Annotated in this window: 13 protein-coding genes and 2 tRNA genes; 8 read left to right on the plus strand and 7 right to left on the minus strand. The window is 66.5% G+C overall.

The genetic code is table 11. The features are described 5' to 3' along the window. Nucleotides 1-42: 42 nt before the first annotated feature. The gene (locus AC1DEZ_RS07185) at nucleotides 43-342 is read right to left on the minus strand and encodes a hypothetical protein (RefSeq protein ID WP_476779196.1); all 300 of its coding nucleotides are present in this window, start codon (nucleotides 340-342) and stop codon (nucleotides 43-45) included. Between the two features lie 489 nt (nucleotides 343-831). Here AC1DEZ_RS07185 and AC1DEZ_RS07190 point away from each other — a divergent pair. From AC1DEZ_RS07190 to AC1DEZ_RS07205, 4 genes are all read left to right on the plus strand, one after another. After that, a tRNA-Pro gene (locus tag AC1DEZ_RS07190) sits at nucleotides 832-908 on the plus strand. A gap of 68 nt (nucleotides 909-976) precedes the next feature. Then, complete coding sequence (locus AC1DEZ_RS07195; protein ID WP_476779197.1) at nucleotides 977-1,282, plus strand: ETC complex I subunit; 306 nt, start codon at nucleotides 977-979, stop codon at nucleotides 1,280-1,282. 38 nt (nucleotides 1,283-1,320) lie between these two features. Continuing rightward, nucleotides 1,321-1,397: transfer RNA gene (locus AC1DEZ_RS07200), tRNA-Arg, on the plus strand. A 463-nt stretch (nucleotides 1,398-1,860) separates the two neighbouring features. Further along, nucleotides 1,861-2,076 (plus strand): hypothetical protein, encoded by a 216-nt coding sequence (locus AC1DEZ_RS07205; protein ID WP_476779198.1) that lies wholly within the window; start codon nucleotides 1,861-1,863, stop codon nucleotides 2,074-2,076. 128 nt (nucleotides 2,077-2,204) lie between these two features. Here the strand turns inward: AC1DEZ_RS07205 and AC1DEZ_RS07210 are convergent, their stop codons facing one another. After that, nucleotides 2,205-2,426, minus strand: a complete 222-nt coding sequence (locus AC1DEZ_RS07210) for a hypothetical protein (protein ID WP_476779199.1) — start codon at nucleotides 2,424-2,426, stop codon at nucleotides 2,205-2,207. Between the two features lie 284 nt (nucleotides 2,427-2,710). Here AC1DEZ_RS07210 and AC1DEZ_RS07215 point away from each other — a divergent pair, with 284 nt between their 5' ends. The 3 genes from AC1DEZ_RS07215 (at nucleotide 2,711) to AC1DEZ_RS07225 (ending at nucleotide 5,672) form a co-directional block, all read left to right on the plus strand. Then, nucleotides 2,711-4,405 (plus strand): ArnT family glycosyltransferase, encoded by a 1,695-nt coding sequence (locus AC1DEZ_RS07215; protein ID WP_476779200.1) that lies wholly within the window; start codon nucleotides 2,711-2,713, stop codon nucleotides 4,403-4,405. Between the two features lie 188 nt (nucleotides 4,406-4,593). Further along, on the plus strand, nucleotides 4,594-5,328 hold the full coding sequence (locus tag AC1DEZ_RS07220) for a glycosyltransferase family 2 protein (RefSeq protein WP_476779358.1): 735 nt from the start codon (nucleotides 4,594-4,596) through the stop codon (nucleotides 5,326-5,328). Further along, nucleotides 5,328-5,672 carry a lipid-A-disaccharide synthase N-terminal domain-containing protein gene (locus tag AC1DEZ_RS07225; RefSeq protein WP_441513031.1) on the plus strand — a complete coding sequence of 115 codons (345 nt, stop codon included), beginning with the start codon at nucleotides 5,328-5,330 and terminating at the stop codon, nucleotides 5,670-5,672. The genes AC1DEZ_RS07220 and AC1DEZ_RS07225 overlap by 1 nt, the downstream gene beginning before the upstream one ends. 107 nt (nucleotides 5,673-5,779) lie before the next feature. On the opposite strand, the gene AC1DEZ_RS07230 is transcribed toward AC1DEZ_RS07225, so the two are convergent. The 5 genes from AC1DEZ_RS07230 to fliL all read right to left on the minus strand — a co-directional run bounded on the left by AC1DEZ_RS07230 (nucleotide 5,780) and on the right by fliL (nucleotide 12,317). Continuing rightward, nucleotides 5,780-9,175 carry an ATP-binding protein gene (locus tag AC1DEZ_RS07230; RefSeq protein WP_476779201.1) on the minus strand — a complete coding sequence of 1,132 codons (3,396 nt, stop codon included), beginning with the start codon at nucleotides 9,173-9,175 and terminating at the stop codon, nucleotides 5,780-5,782. Nucleotides 9,176-9,303: 128 nt separating this feature from the next. Then, nucleotides 9,304-10,137, minus strand: a complete 834-nt coding sequence (locus tag AC1DEZ_RS07235) for a MotE family protein (protein ID WP_441513029.1) — start codon at nucleotides 10,135-10,137, stop codon at nucleotides 9,304-9,306. After that, a complete protein-coding gene (locus tag AC1DEZ_RS07240; protein WP_476779202.1) occupies nucleotides 10,134-10,592 on the minus strand; it encodes a DUF6468 domain-containing protein in 459 nt (152 codons plus the stop codon). The genes AC1DEZ_RS07235 and AC1DEZ_RS07240 overlap by 4 nt, the downstream gene beginning before the upstream one ends. 11 nt (nucleotides 10,593-10,603) lie before the next feature. After that, nucleotides 10,604-11,731, minus strand: coding sequence for a flagellar motor switch protein FliM (gene fliM, locus AC1DEZ_RS07245; RefSeq protein WP_441513027.1), 1,128 nt, complete (start codon nucleotides 11,729-11,731; stop codon nucleotides 10,604-10,606). Between the two features lie 43 nt (nucleotides 11,732-11,774). Continuing rightward, nucleotides 11,775-12,317 (minus strand): flagellar basal body-associated protein FliL, encoded by a 543-nt coding sequence (fliL, locus tag AC1DEZ_RS07250; RefSeq protein WP_441513026.1) that lies wholly within the window; start codon nucleotides 12,315-12,317, stop codon nucleotides 11,775-11,777. A 241-nt stretch (nucleotides 12,318-12,558) separates the two neighbouring features. Here fliL and flgF point away from each other — a divergent pair, with 241 nt between their 5' ends. Continuing rightward, nucleotides 12,559-13,302, plus strand: coding sequence for a flagellar basal-body rod protein FlgF (gene flgF / locus AC1DEZ_RS07255; RefSeq protein WP_441513025.1), 744 nt, complete (start codon nucleotides 12,559-12,561; stop codon nucleotides 13,300-13,302). Nucleotides 13,303-13,307 lie beyond the last annotated feature (5 nt).

The following is a 13,307-nucleotide window of genomic DNA, read 5'->3' on the forward strand; positions in this document are numbered from 1 at the left end:
ACGCGACAGGCGGGGTGCGAACCGGTCGAGCTTCGGGTCGCGCTACCGTGCGGGGGCGAAAGCGAAGATGATGTTCGCCGAGGGCGAGGCGGATACGGCAGCCGGCACGCTCAAGCGCAATTCGGCTGTTAACTTCGGGCGGGCATGCGATCCGTCTGCCGCCGCGGCCAGGGCCTGCCGCGGTTTCTCCGACTCGTCGTTCTCGTCGCTGTTCGCCCGATCCGTCTCCGGCACAAGGTGCGGCTTGGGGAAGTGCTTCTCGCGCTCCTTTCTGGCCTCGCCCTGCTCGCGCCTCGTCTTTGCCAGGCGCGCAGCGCGGGAGAGCTGATTTCCTCGTTTCATGGCGCGTTCCTTCAGGGCGCTGCAGCTATGAGAAGCTGATGCAGTTGCAGGGCTGCGCGCGCGATGTAGGCAGCCAGGACGAGCATAAGGACCACTCTGATCCAGACGGCGATCGGTAAGGCTTCGGCAGGGCCCCGGCTGTGCCGGAACGGTTCGACCTGTTTCATATCGACGCGTTCCTTGCGGCGTGGAGCCGAGCGCTTCAAGGAGTGCGCCACCGGAGCCCAAGGAGTTCCGCCGCCTTCCACAACAGGCGAGCAACGCTTCGAACAGCGATTGCGTCGGCGTTGCGTCGCATCGGGCGGCGGCGGCGCCCTTCCCGGGCGCGACGGAGAGGCGGGACAGGCGGCTGGAAAACATCGCTGGTAGTTAGTGGGAAGTTCCTGTTCCCAAACCGTTCCGACGATGCTATTTCGTTCCGCGTTGCGGCAGGTTGTTTTGGAACTGCCGTGATGGTTTTGCGAGTGATCCGATACACTTGCGGACTGTCGGGGTATAGCGCAGCCCGGTAGCGCATCTGCTTTGGGAGCAGAGGGTCCCAGGTTCGAATCCTGGTGCCCCGACCATTCCAGACCGGTACAAGACGGCCCGGCTCCCGGGCCGGAGCAAATCTGGTGACGGCCGAGCGCTATTCATGACCGCACGCATCTACCGACCGGCCCGCACGGCCATGCAGTCCGGCACTGCCAAGACCGAGCGCTGGCTCCTCGAATACGAGCCGGAGCGGCCGCGCGAGATCGAGCCCCTGATGGGCTGGACTTCCTCGTCGGATATGAAGAGTCAGCTCAAGCTCTGGTTCGACAGCGAGGCGGAGGCCGTCGCCTATGCCACGCGCAACGGCATTCCGTTCCGTGTCGAGAAGCCGAATGAGGCGAAGCGCCGCTCGGTCTCCTACTCGGACAATTTCAAGTACACGCGCGTCGGCCAGTGGACGCATTGACGCGATAACGACAGGCGAGGGGCCTTCCCTTCGCTTTTGGGCCCGTAGCTCAGATGGATAGAGCAGCAGCCTTCTAAGCTGCTGGTCGCTGGTTCGAATCCAGCCGGGCTCGCCATCGTTTCAGAACACCCTTTCCGCGCAGAGGGTTGGCATTCCCGATTCGACCAACAGGGTGCGGGTCGGTCGATTCCTCGCCGGGAAGCCGCGGCCGATTGGCCCATCGCTGCCCTCACCGCCCGCTTACGCCGGGTTTGTCGGCGAGCTGCCAGATCTCCGCGATATCGGCCTCATCCTTGCGGTGCTCTCCACGACTGCGGCCAAATTGGCCCAGAATGAACCGTTTGGGGCGCCCATGAAGTCAAAGCGAAACCAGCTGCGTTTCATTTCGACCATCGCGTTGGCGAAGAAAAAGCTTCGGCAGGAAAAATTGGCCGCCGCAAGCAACAAGCCGATTCTGCGCCTGGTCTCGTCCAAGCCGTTGCCTGGGGCGGCCTCGTAAGGTCACGAATATACAACGGCGCTGCATCAAATTTGATGTAGGCTATTCGCGTAAGCGGTTGCCGAGGCAGGATCAGCCTATGAATATGACACAGTACATCGTCGCCTCCGACTATAAGCGCTGTCGTGCTTTTCTCAAAAATGCATTTCTCTGCGTCACCGGCACTCAGGCGGACGACGAACGCCTGCGCAAGGCCATTGAACTCGTTCTGGACGCAGTCGACAGCGTGGAGAATGCCGCTCCTCCCTCGAATATCGTAATATTCCGCCGCCGAGCGACGGCCGCAGGCGAGTAGCCTGCCGCGCTCGCGTGCCTGCTCCGGCGGGGCCGCGCAGCGTTGGTGAAATTGCGGGGCGGGAGCTTCACCGCTCCTGTCGTTGGTGTTGGCCTTCCCGATGTGCTCGACGATGGCGTGGGCGCCGGTCAGCGCGTCAGCTTGGCGATCATCCAGGCCGCAAGCCGCGGCTGAGGCGTCGCGGGCAGCTCGGCGACGAACGGGCCGTGAACCTCGTAGACGTATTCCTCTCGCAGGATCTGCCCGATTGCGAGGCGAGCCAGCAAGCTCTTCAGGGAAGGCTTGAGGATGGGACGGCTCACGCACGTTTCATCGTCGTCGCGGCCGTCGTCGTGGCTCAGAGCGGTCATTCTGCTCTCCCCGATTACCTTCCGGCTCTTGGCTGCCGGCGGCGTATCGGGCCGATTTCGGTCCGTCCCGTCTGTGACCGATGTCACGCGGGAGAGGTCGGGGATTCTGTCGTTTCGCTGATCGAGTGGAAAGCATGCGTCGCGCTCGGCCTTGCCCGCTCGCGCCTCGCAGCGTAAACCGCGCGCGGCTTCGCCTTGATCGTGCCCGAAAGGCCCGGCAAGCGGACGGTGTTCCAGCGCGACCGGCTTTCAGCACAGGCGCGGCCCGGCGGTCGCGAGGATGGATGATGTTTTCGCTCACGCCAGCGATCGACAGGCTGACGAGTTTCCTGGCCGTCAGCCATGCGCGCGCTTGCGCCTTCCTGCTGCTGCTCTCGCTTGCTGCTTTTCTGCCCGGCTTCAGCACGCTGCAGCCGCTCGACCGCGACGAGCCGCGCTTCGCCCAGGCCAGCAAGCAAATGCTGGAGAGCGGCGATTTCGTCGATATCCGTTTCCAGGATGAAGCGCGTCACAAGAAGCCGGTCGGCATCTACTGGCTGCAAAGCGCGGCGGTGAAGGCCGGCGAGGCGCTCGGCGTGCCGCAGGCGCGCACGCAGATCTGGCTCTACCGCATCCCCTCGCTGCTCGGTGCGATAGCGACGGTGCTGCTGACCTACTGGGCGCTGCTGGCCTTTCTGGCGCGGCGCTATGCGCTGCTCGGGGCATCGCTGATGGCGGCGGCGGTGCTGCTCGGCGTCGAGGCCCGGATCGCCAAGACCGATGCCGTGCTCGCCGCCTGCGCGGTCGCCAGCATGGGAGCATTGGCCCGCGCCTGGCTCGACTGGACGCGCTCGCTCGCCTTCGTGCCGGACCGGCGCAACTGGCTGGTGTTCTGGGCCGCGACGGCGATCGGCCTTTTGATCAAGGGCCCGATCGTGCCGATGGTCTGGGGCCTCGCCATTCTGGTGCTGAGCGCGAACCAGCGTTCCTTCCGCTGGCTGAAGCCGCTGCGTTTCGGGCCGGGGCTGCTGCTCTGCCTCGTCGTCGCGCTGCCCTGGTTCGTCGCGATCATGCTCAAGACCGGCGGAAGCTTCTTCAGCGAGAGCGTCGGCCAGGACATGCTCGGCAAGGTCGCGGAGGGGCAGGAGAAGCATTGGGGGCCGCCGGGCTTCTACCTTGTGGTCTTCTTCGCGACCTACTGGCCGGCGGCGGCCTTCGCCGCGATGGCGGTGCCCTTCGCCTGGATCAGGCGCAAGGAGCCGCAGATCCTGTTCCTGATCGCCTGGATCGTGCCGAGCTGGCTCGTCTTCGAGGCGGTGCCGACCAAGTTGCCGCATTACGTATTGCCGCTCTATCCGGCGATTACCGCGCTGCTCTTGCTGGCGATGATCAATGGCGGCATCGACCGCAACCGGCGCGGGGCGGTCGCGACAGCCTGCCTGGTGCTGATCGTACCGCTCGCGCTGATGGGCGTGATCCTCTTCGGCAACTGGACGCTGGATCGGACGCTGCCCTGGCTGGCTCTGCCCGGCTTCGCGCTGGTGCTCCTGGTCGCGGCCGGCGTCATCGGGGCCTTCCGGCGTCAGGATCTCGAAGGCGCGCTCTGGCGCTGCGTGTTGGCGAGCCTGCTGCTGACCGCCTCGGTCTATCCCTTCGCCATCGAGAGCCTGCGCTCCTTGAAGCTCTCGCCGCGGCTGGCCGAAGCGGCGCGGGCGGCCTGTTCCGATCCTGCCGTGCAGACGCTGGGTTATCGCGAACCGAGCCTGGTCTTCCTGACCGGCACCAATCTCGGCATGGCCGCGAGCGGCCAGCAGGCTGCGGACTTCCTCGGCCAGCCCGGCTGCCGCGTCGCCTTCGTCGAGAAGCGTTTCGCCGACCAATTCCAGGCTGCGCTCGCGAATCAGCCGGTCAAACCGCGCCTGTTCACGACGATCCGCGGCTTCAACCTCAATGGCGGACGCCTTCTCGAAATCGCCGTCTTCGTCAGGGAGCCGGGTTGAAAAATGCTCGCCCTCGGTCACGTCGCATTTTGACAGAAGCGTCAAAATGCGAAAAAGCGTGATCGTTCCTTATCGCCGGGGGCGTCGCTCCAGGCGAAAACCGGTTCCCATTGTTTCGCGCGATGCTCTATGGGCTGTGCCGATGCAGTTCGCGGGCCGTTTTGCCGGATGATGCCGCTTTGACCGAAATTTCCTCCCATCCCCTGCTCAGCGTCGTCGTGCCCGTGCGCAACGAGGTCGGCAACATCGCTCCGCTCGTCGCCGATATCGAGAAGGCCTGCGCGACGATCGGTCCCTTCGAGGTGGTCTACGTCAATGACGGTTCGACCGATGGCACCGCCGGGAAGCTTGCGGAGCTGGCGGCGACGCGGCCCTGGCTGCGGATCGTGACCCATGCCCAATCCTGCGGGCAGAGCGCGGCGGTGCGCAGCGGCGTGCGCCATGCGCGCTCCGCAATCGTCGCGACGCTCGACGGCGACGGCCAGAACGACCCGGCCTTCCTGCCGGAGATGGTGACGACGCTGCAAAAGGGCGGTCTCCATGCCGGGCTCGTGCAGGGCCAGCGTGTCGGGCGCAAGGACACCGGCTTCAAGCGCTGGCAGTCGAAGATCGCCAATGGCGTGCGCGGCCGCGTGCTGAAGGACGATACGCGCGACACCGGCTGCGGGTTGAAATGCTTCCGCCGCGAGGCGTATCTGGCGCTGCCCTATTTCGACGCGTTGCATCGCTTCATGCCCGCGTTGATGGCTCGCGAGGGCTACACGGTGCTGCATGCCGATGTGCGTGACCGGCCGCGTCTGACCGGCGTCTCGAACTACGGCTTCTTCGACCGTCTCTGGGTCGGTATCCTCGATCTCGCCGGCGTCTGGTGGCTGATCCGGCGGCGCAAGCGGGTGCCCCAGATCGTTTCGGAGACGATGTGATGCTGATCGATCTGCAGCAGACCATCGGCAACTATTTCCACGAAGTCTTCGTCAACAACATCGATTGGTGGGTGCTGCTCGGCGTGGTCGCGCAAGGGCTCTTCACCATGCGCTTCGTCGTGCAGTGGTGGGCGAGCGAGAAGGCCGGTCGTTCTGTCGTGCCGATGACCTTCTGGTGGTTCTCGATCGGCGGCGGCGCGCTGCTCCTGATGTATGCGCTCTACCGGCGCGACCCGGTCTTCATCCTCGGGCAGGGCTTCGGCGTCTTCGTCTATGTCCGCAACCTGCAATTCGTGCTGCGGGCCAAGGCGCGCGGCGAGGATACGAATTCCGGGCCGGGTTAGGAAAAAGGCGCCATTCTCGGGCTTGACCCGAGAATCTCCGGCGGGACGAGGAGCAGGGGCCTCCTTGTCACGAGATGCTCGGGTCAAGCCCGAGCATGACGGGAGGGTCAGCTGCGCTGCGGCGTCGACGGATCGGCCGTGGCCCCCTGCGCCGGCGAGGGCAGGGGCTCCGCCGCCTGCTGGGGCTTGCGCATGGCGGGGGAAAGGCCGGGATAGCGCTCCCGATAGGCCTTCAGGAACTCAGAGACGCTGTCGGCATTCGCGGTCGCGCGTGCCATCTCGCGTATATCCGCCGCGCGGGCGCGGTTTGCGCCGGTAATGAAGGTGAAGGTCCGGGCATCGGCGCTACGCGCCATCTTCGGCGCGAATTTGCTGCGCAGCCGGTCGAGCGAGAGGGCCTCGTTCGCCATCACATAGGAGACGCCGGCGCGCATGACATCGGCGCGCTCGACATCGGTCAGGGCCGTGTCGCCGCGCCAACTCTCGTCGAGCATGCGCTCATAAGCCTCGCCCGCCTCGCGCCAGCGTCGCCCGGTCCAGTAGATGTCGGCGCGCAACCGGTCGACCTCCGCGCCGCCTTCGCCTTCCAGCATTTCCAATGCCTGGTCGGTGCGTGAGAGATCGGAGAGCGCCTTGGCCTCCAGCAGCAGCCGCGCGCGCTTGACGTCCGCCGGCAATTCGACCAGCCGCGTCGCGCTGATCGCCCGGATCGCCTCTGCCGGCTTGCCGTTCATCAGCTCGATCATGGCAAGGCGGGCGGCGACAGTGGAGCGGGCCGCGCCGGTGAGGCGGCGATCCATCTGATAGCGCAGGATCTCGGCGCTTTGGTCCAGCAGGTCGAGTTCGACCAGCCGGTCGGCAAGGAGGCGGGTGATCTCGTCGCCGCGCCGGCCGATCGGCAGGAATTCCTTGAAGTCGTAGAACAGCGCCAGCGTCTCTATCCGCGGCAGATTGCCGAGGCCGGAGCCGCTGAACAGCTCGGCGAAACGCTGAGCCGTCTCGTCATGCATGCGCTGCGTCAGCGGATCGTCCGGGAAGCTCTCATTGGCCCGGCGCGCGATCATGAAAGCGTCGCGCCAGCGCTGCTGGTCGGCATAGAGCCGGCCGAGCTCGGCCAACGCCTCGATCTCCAGCCGCCCTCCGCGCCAGATGACCGACACCGTCTCCAGACGGGCGATGGCCTCCTCCGGCTTGAGGTCGGTGCGCTTCTCGGCATCGGCGAGTCTGACGGCGCGCAGCTGCGCCTCGGCCGCGACGGGGCGGCTGTTGGCTTCGAACAGCGCCTTGTAGCCGTTCATCGCGGCTTCGGGGCGGCCGCTGGTATCGTCGAGCCGTGCCTGCAGCAGGGCGAGGCGCTCCTGGTCGAAGCTGCCGCGCGGCAGGTCCGCGAGCGCCTGCACCTGCCGCTCGGCGACGCCCATATCCTGCATCGCGAACGCGGTACGCGCGATAGCCTCCCGGAACTCGCCCTGGAGATCGATGGGGTAGCGGTCGAGCACCGCTTCGGCGCGGCGGAAGCCGACCATCGCCTGGGCGTTCCGGTTCAAACGCTGTTCGACGAGGGCGCGCCACAGACCCGTCTCGACATCATCCTTGATGGCTTCGGCGCCGAAGGCGTTGATCGCATCCTGATCGCGGTGCATCTGCGCGGCGATGACGCCTTTCAGGAAGAGTGCCTCCCGGTTGCCGCGCATGGCGGGGTCGTCCGCCATCATCGCGCCGAGGGGACCGGCGGCTTCCGGCATCAGGCCGTTGGCGGCGTAGAAGCGGGCGAGCGCCAGGCGCGCGTCCGATTTGCGGCCGCGTGAGGCGTCGGCCACGTCGAGCATCAGCGCGCGGGCCCGGTCGCGTGGATTGCCGAGCCTGAGCTCCGCCCACGCATCGCCGTCAAGCAGCAGCGGAGACTCGGTCTTCTCGGCCTGCGCTTCCGCCTGCTTGTTCGGCTCGGCGACATCAAGGGAAACGGTGAGGCCGCCGGCGCGGCCGATGCGAACCTGCTCGGTGCCCGCACGCACCGCGATGTCGTCCGAGCGCGGCTGGACGGCCAGACCTTGTGCGGTCTGAAGCAGGCCGAACTCGACGAACTGATAGGGCTTGGGCGTGAGAAGCACCGGCCCGGTCGCGGTGGCGATCGCGATAGGCAGCCCTGCAGGCCCCGATTCCAGCCAGTGGATGCCGGTTAGCCCGGCGAGCGGAACGCCTAGGATGGTCTGGCCGCGCTCGTCCATGCTGCGCTGCGGCGCGATCACGGCGGCAGGCTTGCCCGCATCCTCGCCGAGATCGAGGGACCAGCTGGTGCCGTCGTCGAAGAAACGGGCGAGCGGCTGGCCGGCCAGACGCAGGCGCACCAGCGTCACGCGGCCCTCGCGCGTCACCGAACTCTCCTCGATCAGCTTCGGCAGCAGGCCGGAGAGGCGGGCGGGATCGATGGTGTCGCGCGTATCGAAGACCAGCGTCATCACACCGGCGTCCAGGAAGGCGGCGGCACCGGTCCGGCGCGGGAAGCGGAAATCGAGGCGCGTGTCGCCCGCGGCGATCGCGACCGGGCCGGGTGGCGGTTCGGGGGCGACCGCGGCAGGCTGGGGCGCGGGCGTGGCCGGCTGCACGGCTGGTTGAGCGACGGCGGGCTTCGCCGGCTCGACGGCAGGTGCCGGTGTCGGTGTTGCGGGCGGCTGCGGCTTGTCGATATCGGGCAGGGAGAGCGCGCCGATCTTGGCGGGCCGCAGCAGGTCGACAACGAGCCCCGTCTCGTCGTTGAAGCTGCGGGACTGCCAGTCATTCGGCAGGGAGAGCGTCAGGCTGAGAGCGTCCTTGCCGGAGTCGAGCGAGGACAGCGCGACATCGGCCGGGAGCGCGTTGCGGATTTCGGCCGCCTCGGCGTTCATGGGCTTGTCGAAGACGAGCTTGAGCGTGCCGTCCGAGAGGTGGCTGGCGAGCTTCGTCCCGGCCGGGGTCTTGAAGATCAGGCGTTCCAAGGTTGGAAGACTGGCCGAGCGCATCGTCAGCACCGCTGGCGGCGCGGCCGGCTGGCGGGCGGCTTCGCGGGCCTTCGCCTCGGCGACGCGCAGTCGCTCGGTCAGCTCTGCAATGGCTTCCGGCGGCGGGCCGGGCATCACGCCGGCCCAATTCTGCGGCAGAAGATCGATGAAGGCTTTGTCGCCGGCTTCGATCAGATTCGCCTTGTAAGGTTGGGTCAGGGCGAAGCGCATGCCGCGCCCGTCGGGGTCAGTGCGTGCAACCGAAACGTAATTGGGCAACTCGCGGGTGATGCGCGCGATGTCGACGCGGACCGGGCTGCCGAAGGCGACGATCAGCACGCCATTCGCGACGCGGATACGGGTCTGGATCGCTTCGTCGAAGGTGAGCGAGACGCGGCCGAAGCCGGCCGCCATGGCCTCGCCGCGCATCGTGGCGCTGGCCGCGAGCGCAGGCGCGTTCAGGCCGGCGGCGAGCGCGAGAGCGGCCAGCCCGATACCGAAGGCGAGGGAACGCGACAGAGGCAAACGGAGTACTCGACCCAACGCGACAGCGGGCCTTCGCATCGCGCCGATGCGGGGACCCTCGGGCACGCTAGCGCGTCAACCATAATGCCGTCTTAACGGGGCAGTGCCGGCGATCCGCCTTCGCGGGCTCAGCGCTGCGAGGCAGGCGCGATCGCGGGCAGTTCGTTGCCGGGCAACGGCGCTTCGTTCGCCACCCGCTCGAAGCCCGCCGTGCGGCCGCTTGTTGCCAGCGCGACAGTCAGCTTTTCGGCGCGCTCCGGCGCCATGGCTGCGAGCACCTCAGACATCTTGCGCGGATTCATCTGCTGCACCACCGGCACCAACACGTCGAGGCCGAGGCGGTCGAAGACGCGGGCGGCGTCCTTGGGCTTCATCGCCTCGTACATGATGACGAGGTTCTTGATTGCCTTCGCCTCGTCGGCGGAGGCCTTGGCGGCCGGGTTGACCTTCTCCTCCAGGGTCTTGAGATCGCCGACGCGGCCATCCAGCTTCTTTTCGGCCGAATCCAGCAGGCGCTCGCGCATTTCTAATTCGCGCATACGGCCCTCGAGCTCCTCGCGGCGTTCGCCGAGGCGTTCGAGGATGGCCTTCTCCGCCGTCGAGAGCGGCTTGGCCGTGCCGTTCATCACGCCGGCCTTGTTGTTGGGGTTGGCGGCGCGGGCGGCCTCGGCCTTCGCCTCGGCTTCCTTCTTCTCCTGCTCCTTYTTCGGATCGGGAGCGGGCACCGAGCCGGTGGTCTCGGGGTCGAAGAAATCCGGCGCATGGGCGCGCGCGACGATCTTCGCGAGGCCCCAGACTTCCTTCTCGGCAGCGGCCTTGCCGGCGGGGTTGTTCGCGAAGACCGGCGGGTCGGGCGGAATCTTGCCGGGGGCGGTATCCGCCGTCCAGGCGAGCAGCTTCAGCGCCAGGAGACCCATGGCGCCGAGGATAACTGCCGGCAGGAGGCGGGGCCTTTCGATCACGCAGCCTGTCCCTCGAGGCGGCGGGCGGCGCGGGCGCGGATTGCGGCGGCCGACTGGGCGGCGCTCTCAAGGCGGGACACCGGAGCAGGCTCCAGAGTCGACACAGGTTCGTCCGCCGGCTTGGCGCCGACGAGGGTGGCGGCGCTGACGATCTGGCCGATGCGCTCCATAACGGCTTGGCCGGCCTCGACCTGGGCGGCGAGATCGGCGGCGTAGCGCTCGGCGGTGCGCAGGCGCTCTTCCAGCGTGCGGTCGCAATCGCCGAGCGTGTGCTTGAGGCCGGCGATGGCACGTTCGGCATTGTCGGTCGCTGTGATGAGCGCGCCGACCGTCTGGCGCATACCGACCTCGTCGGCCTTGAGGCGCTCGATGCGCTTGGTCAGGATGAAGCAGGTGATGATGGTGGCGACCAGCAGGCTTGCGACAAGCACGTCGGCGATGAGATTGATCGTCATGGTTGTCCTGCTCAGTTGGTGGCGCCGAGATGGCTGGCAAGGCTGTCGAAAGCGGCGAGCGTGGTCTTCGAACGGCGGAGCGGTGCGACCACCTGGACAGCGATCTTGTCGTCGACGCGGCCGATCCGCCCTTCGGTAACGATGAAGTCGCCGCAGCGCAGAGAGACGGAAGAGTCGGGGCGGGTGTCGAACATCAGCGTGTCGCCGATCTCGAGCTTCATGACGCGCTTCAGCGGCATCTGCGTTTCGTGGAGCACGCAGGTGACGTCGACATCGGCCTGCCAGACTTCGGTGGCGAGGTGGTTCTCCCAGATCGGGTCACGCCCGAGCTTCTCGCCCATGAAGCTTTCGAGCAGCAATTCACGGATCGGCTCGATAGAGGCGTAGGGCAGGAGGATATGCAGCGCGCCGCCGCGGCCCTCCATGTCGAATTTGAGCTCGACGCGGATCGCGGCGTTGGCCGGGCGCGAGATTGAGACGAAGCGCGGGTTGGACTCGACGCGGTCGACCGTGAAGGTCACCGGCGAAAGCGGCTTGAACGCCGCCTCGGCGTCGCCCAGCACCAGCTCGATGACACGGCGGACCATGCGGATTTCGATCGAGGTGAAGGGGCGGCCGTCGATGCGCGGGGCGGGCTGGCCGCGCTTGCCGCCGAACATGGCGTCGAGCACCGAATAGGTCAGTGCCGACTCGATGGTGATGAGCCCGAAATTGTCCCATTCCTCGGCCTTGAACACCGAGAGCAGCGCCGGCTGCGAGATCGAGTTGATATAGTCGCCGAAGCGCACCGAGCGGATGCTCTCGAGCGTGACCTCGACATTGTCGGTGAAGAAGTTGCGCAGGCTGGTGGAAAGCAGGCGCACGAGACGCTCGAAGATGATCTCGAGCATCGGCAGGCGTTCATAGGCGACCGAGCCGGAATCGACGATCGCCTGGATGCCGTTGCGGGACGCACCGTCGTCGCCGCTGGAGAAACCGAGCATCGTGTCGATTTCGTCCTGCGACATCAGGCGGTCTACGCCGCCCTCCGATTCGCCGTCCTCCTCGATGATGTCCGGCATCGCGGCCCAGCCGGCCGCCATGCCTTCCGGCGTCAGCGGCTCGTCGGTCGGTGCGGCATTGTCGCGCTCGGTGCTCATCGTTCCGCCGTCATCTTTTTTCGGGATTCAGGGATATCCCGGCTCACTGCACCAGTAGTTCCTTGAACAGCACCGCATCGACCTTGGCCGGGTAGACCGTCAGGTTGACGCGGCGCAGAAGCTCCTCCTTCAGCCGATACATGCCGGCCGAGCCTTCAAGGTCGGAGGGGCGCAGCTCACGCATGAAGACCTGGAAGGCGTCCTCGACGCGCGGCAGCAGCGGCTTCACCTCTTCCGAGACCTTCGCATCGGCGATCTCGAGCACGACCTTAATCTTCATGATGGGCTGACGGTCCTGCTGGCCGCCGTTGGACATGCCGATCATCATGTCCTTCATTTCCAGGAAGGTGGAGGGCTTCTTCGGCTTGGCCGCCTCGGCCGCGGCGATCTGCTCCGGCGTCGGCTTCTTCAGGAAGAACCAGCCGCCGGCGCCCGCAGCAGCCAGCAGCACGACGCCGCCGATGATGATGAAGAGCTTCTTCTTGCTCTTCGGCGCATCTGCACCCGACGCGCCTGCCTCTTCCGTCTTGGCCTTCTTCGCCATCTCGTCTTCGCCCCGGACGCCGGGCCGCGTTCTGCCGCCCATGGACGCACCTTCGCCAATTACGGTTAACGTGCCGTTAAGGACGGCAGAATTTGCCGGGTCGTTCTTGCCGCTTTTGCGGTTCATGCCGGGCTGCGGCAAGCCGTGATTTGGAGTGTAAATTCAATTATATCAATTCGTTAAGTGAATTAACCATGTTGGCATGTCGATTGCCGGTAGTGATCCGTGGTGACTGCGCTGGGGAGCGTCGAGGTCGCCGCGGGACATGATCGGGAGTTGAGCCGTGGAGAACGCGCTTCTCATCGGCCTGTCGCGCCAGGTTGCACTGGCGCGCGAGCTGGACGTCATCGCCAACAACATGGCGAATGTCGGCACCAATGGATTCAAGGCGCGCAGCGCGCGCTTCAACGAATTCATCATGCCGGTCGCCAAGGCCGACGCCTTCAAGCCGACCGATCGGCCGCTATCCTATGTCATCGACAATGGCACGCCGATCGACCTGTCGCAGGGCGCGGTCGAGATGACCGGCAATCCGCTGGACGTGGCGCTGAAAGGCGACAACTACCTCGTCGTGCAGACGCCGAGCGGCGAGCGCTACACCCGAGCGGGATCGCTGACCATCGACCGGCAGGGCCGCCTCGTGACCCAGACCGGATTGCCCGTAATGGGCGATTCCGGCCCGATCACTTTCGGCTCCAGCGAATTTGCGATGCGCATCGCTGCCGACGGCACGGTGAGCAGCGATCAGGGCACGCGCGGCAAGCTGCGCCAGGTCCGCTTTGCCGACCCGACCAAGCTCGTCAGCGAGGGCACCAACCTGTTCTCGGCGACGGCTGCCGCCCAGCCCGCCGGCCCGGAGGCACGCCTCGAACCCGGCGCGGTCGAGCGCTCGAACGTCAAGGCCGTGGTCGAGCTGACCCGGCTCATGGAGGTGCAGCGCAACTACCAGAGCGTCGCCAACATGATCACCAAATCCGACGAGCTGCGCACCCGGGCGATCTCGCGCCTGGCGGACCAGCAGGCCTGATAGCG

This window comes from Allobosea sp. 10L422, assembly GCF_056395345.1.

Bases quoted from the DNA above. Each gene is read 5' to 3' on its own strand.
- AC1DEZ_RS07185 (WP_476779196.1), bottom strand. From the start codon at position 342: ATGAAACGAGGAAATCAGCTCTCCCGCGCTGCGCGCCTGGCAAAGACG.
- AC1DEZ_RS07195 (WP_476779197.1), top strand. From the start codon at position 977: ATGACCGCACGCATCTACCGACCGGCCCGCACGGCCATGCAGTCCGGC.
- AC1DEZ_RS07205 (WP_476779198.1), top strand. From the start codon at position 1,861: ATGAATATGACACAGTACATCGTCGCCTCCGACTATAAGCGCTGTCGT.
- AC1DEZ_RS07210 (WP_476779199.1), bottom strand. From the start codon at position 2,426: ATGACCGCTCTGAGCCACGACGACGGCCGCGACGACGATGAAACGTGC.
- AC1DEZ_RS07215 (WP_476779200.1), top strand. From the start codon at position 2,711: ATGATGTTTTCGCTCACGCCAGCGATCGACAGGCTGACGAGTTTCCTG.
- AC1DEZ_RS07225 (WP_441513031.1), top strand. From the start codon at position 5,328: ATGCTGATCGATCTGCAGCAGACCATCGGCAACTATTTCCACGAAGTC.
- AC1DEZ_RS07240 (WP_476779202.1), bottom strand. From the start codon at position 10,592: ATGACGATCAATCTCATCGCCGACGTGCTTGTCGCAAGCCTGCTGGTC.
- fliM (WP_441513027.1), bottom strand. From the start codon at position 11,731: ATGAGCACCGAGCGCGACAATGCCGCACCGACCGACGAGCCGCTGACG.
- fliL (WP_441513026.1), bottom strand. From the start codon at position 12,317: ATGGGCGGCAGAACGCGGCCCGGCGTCCGGGGCGAAGACGAGATGGCG.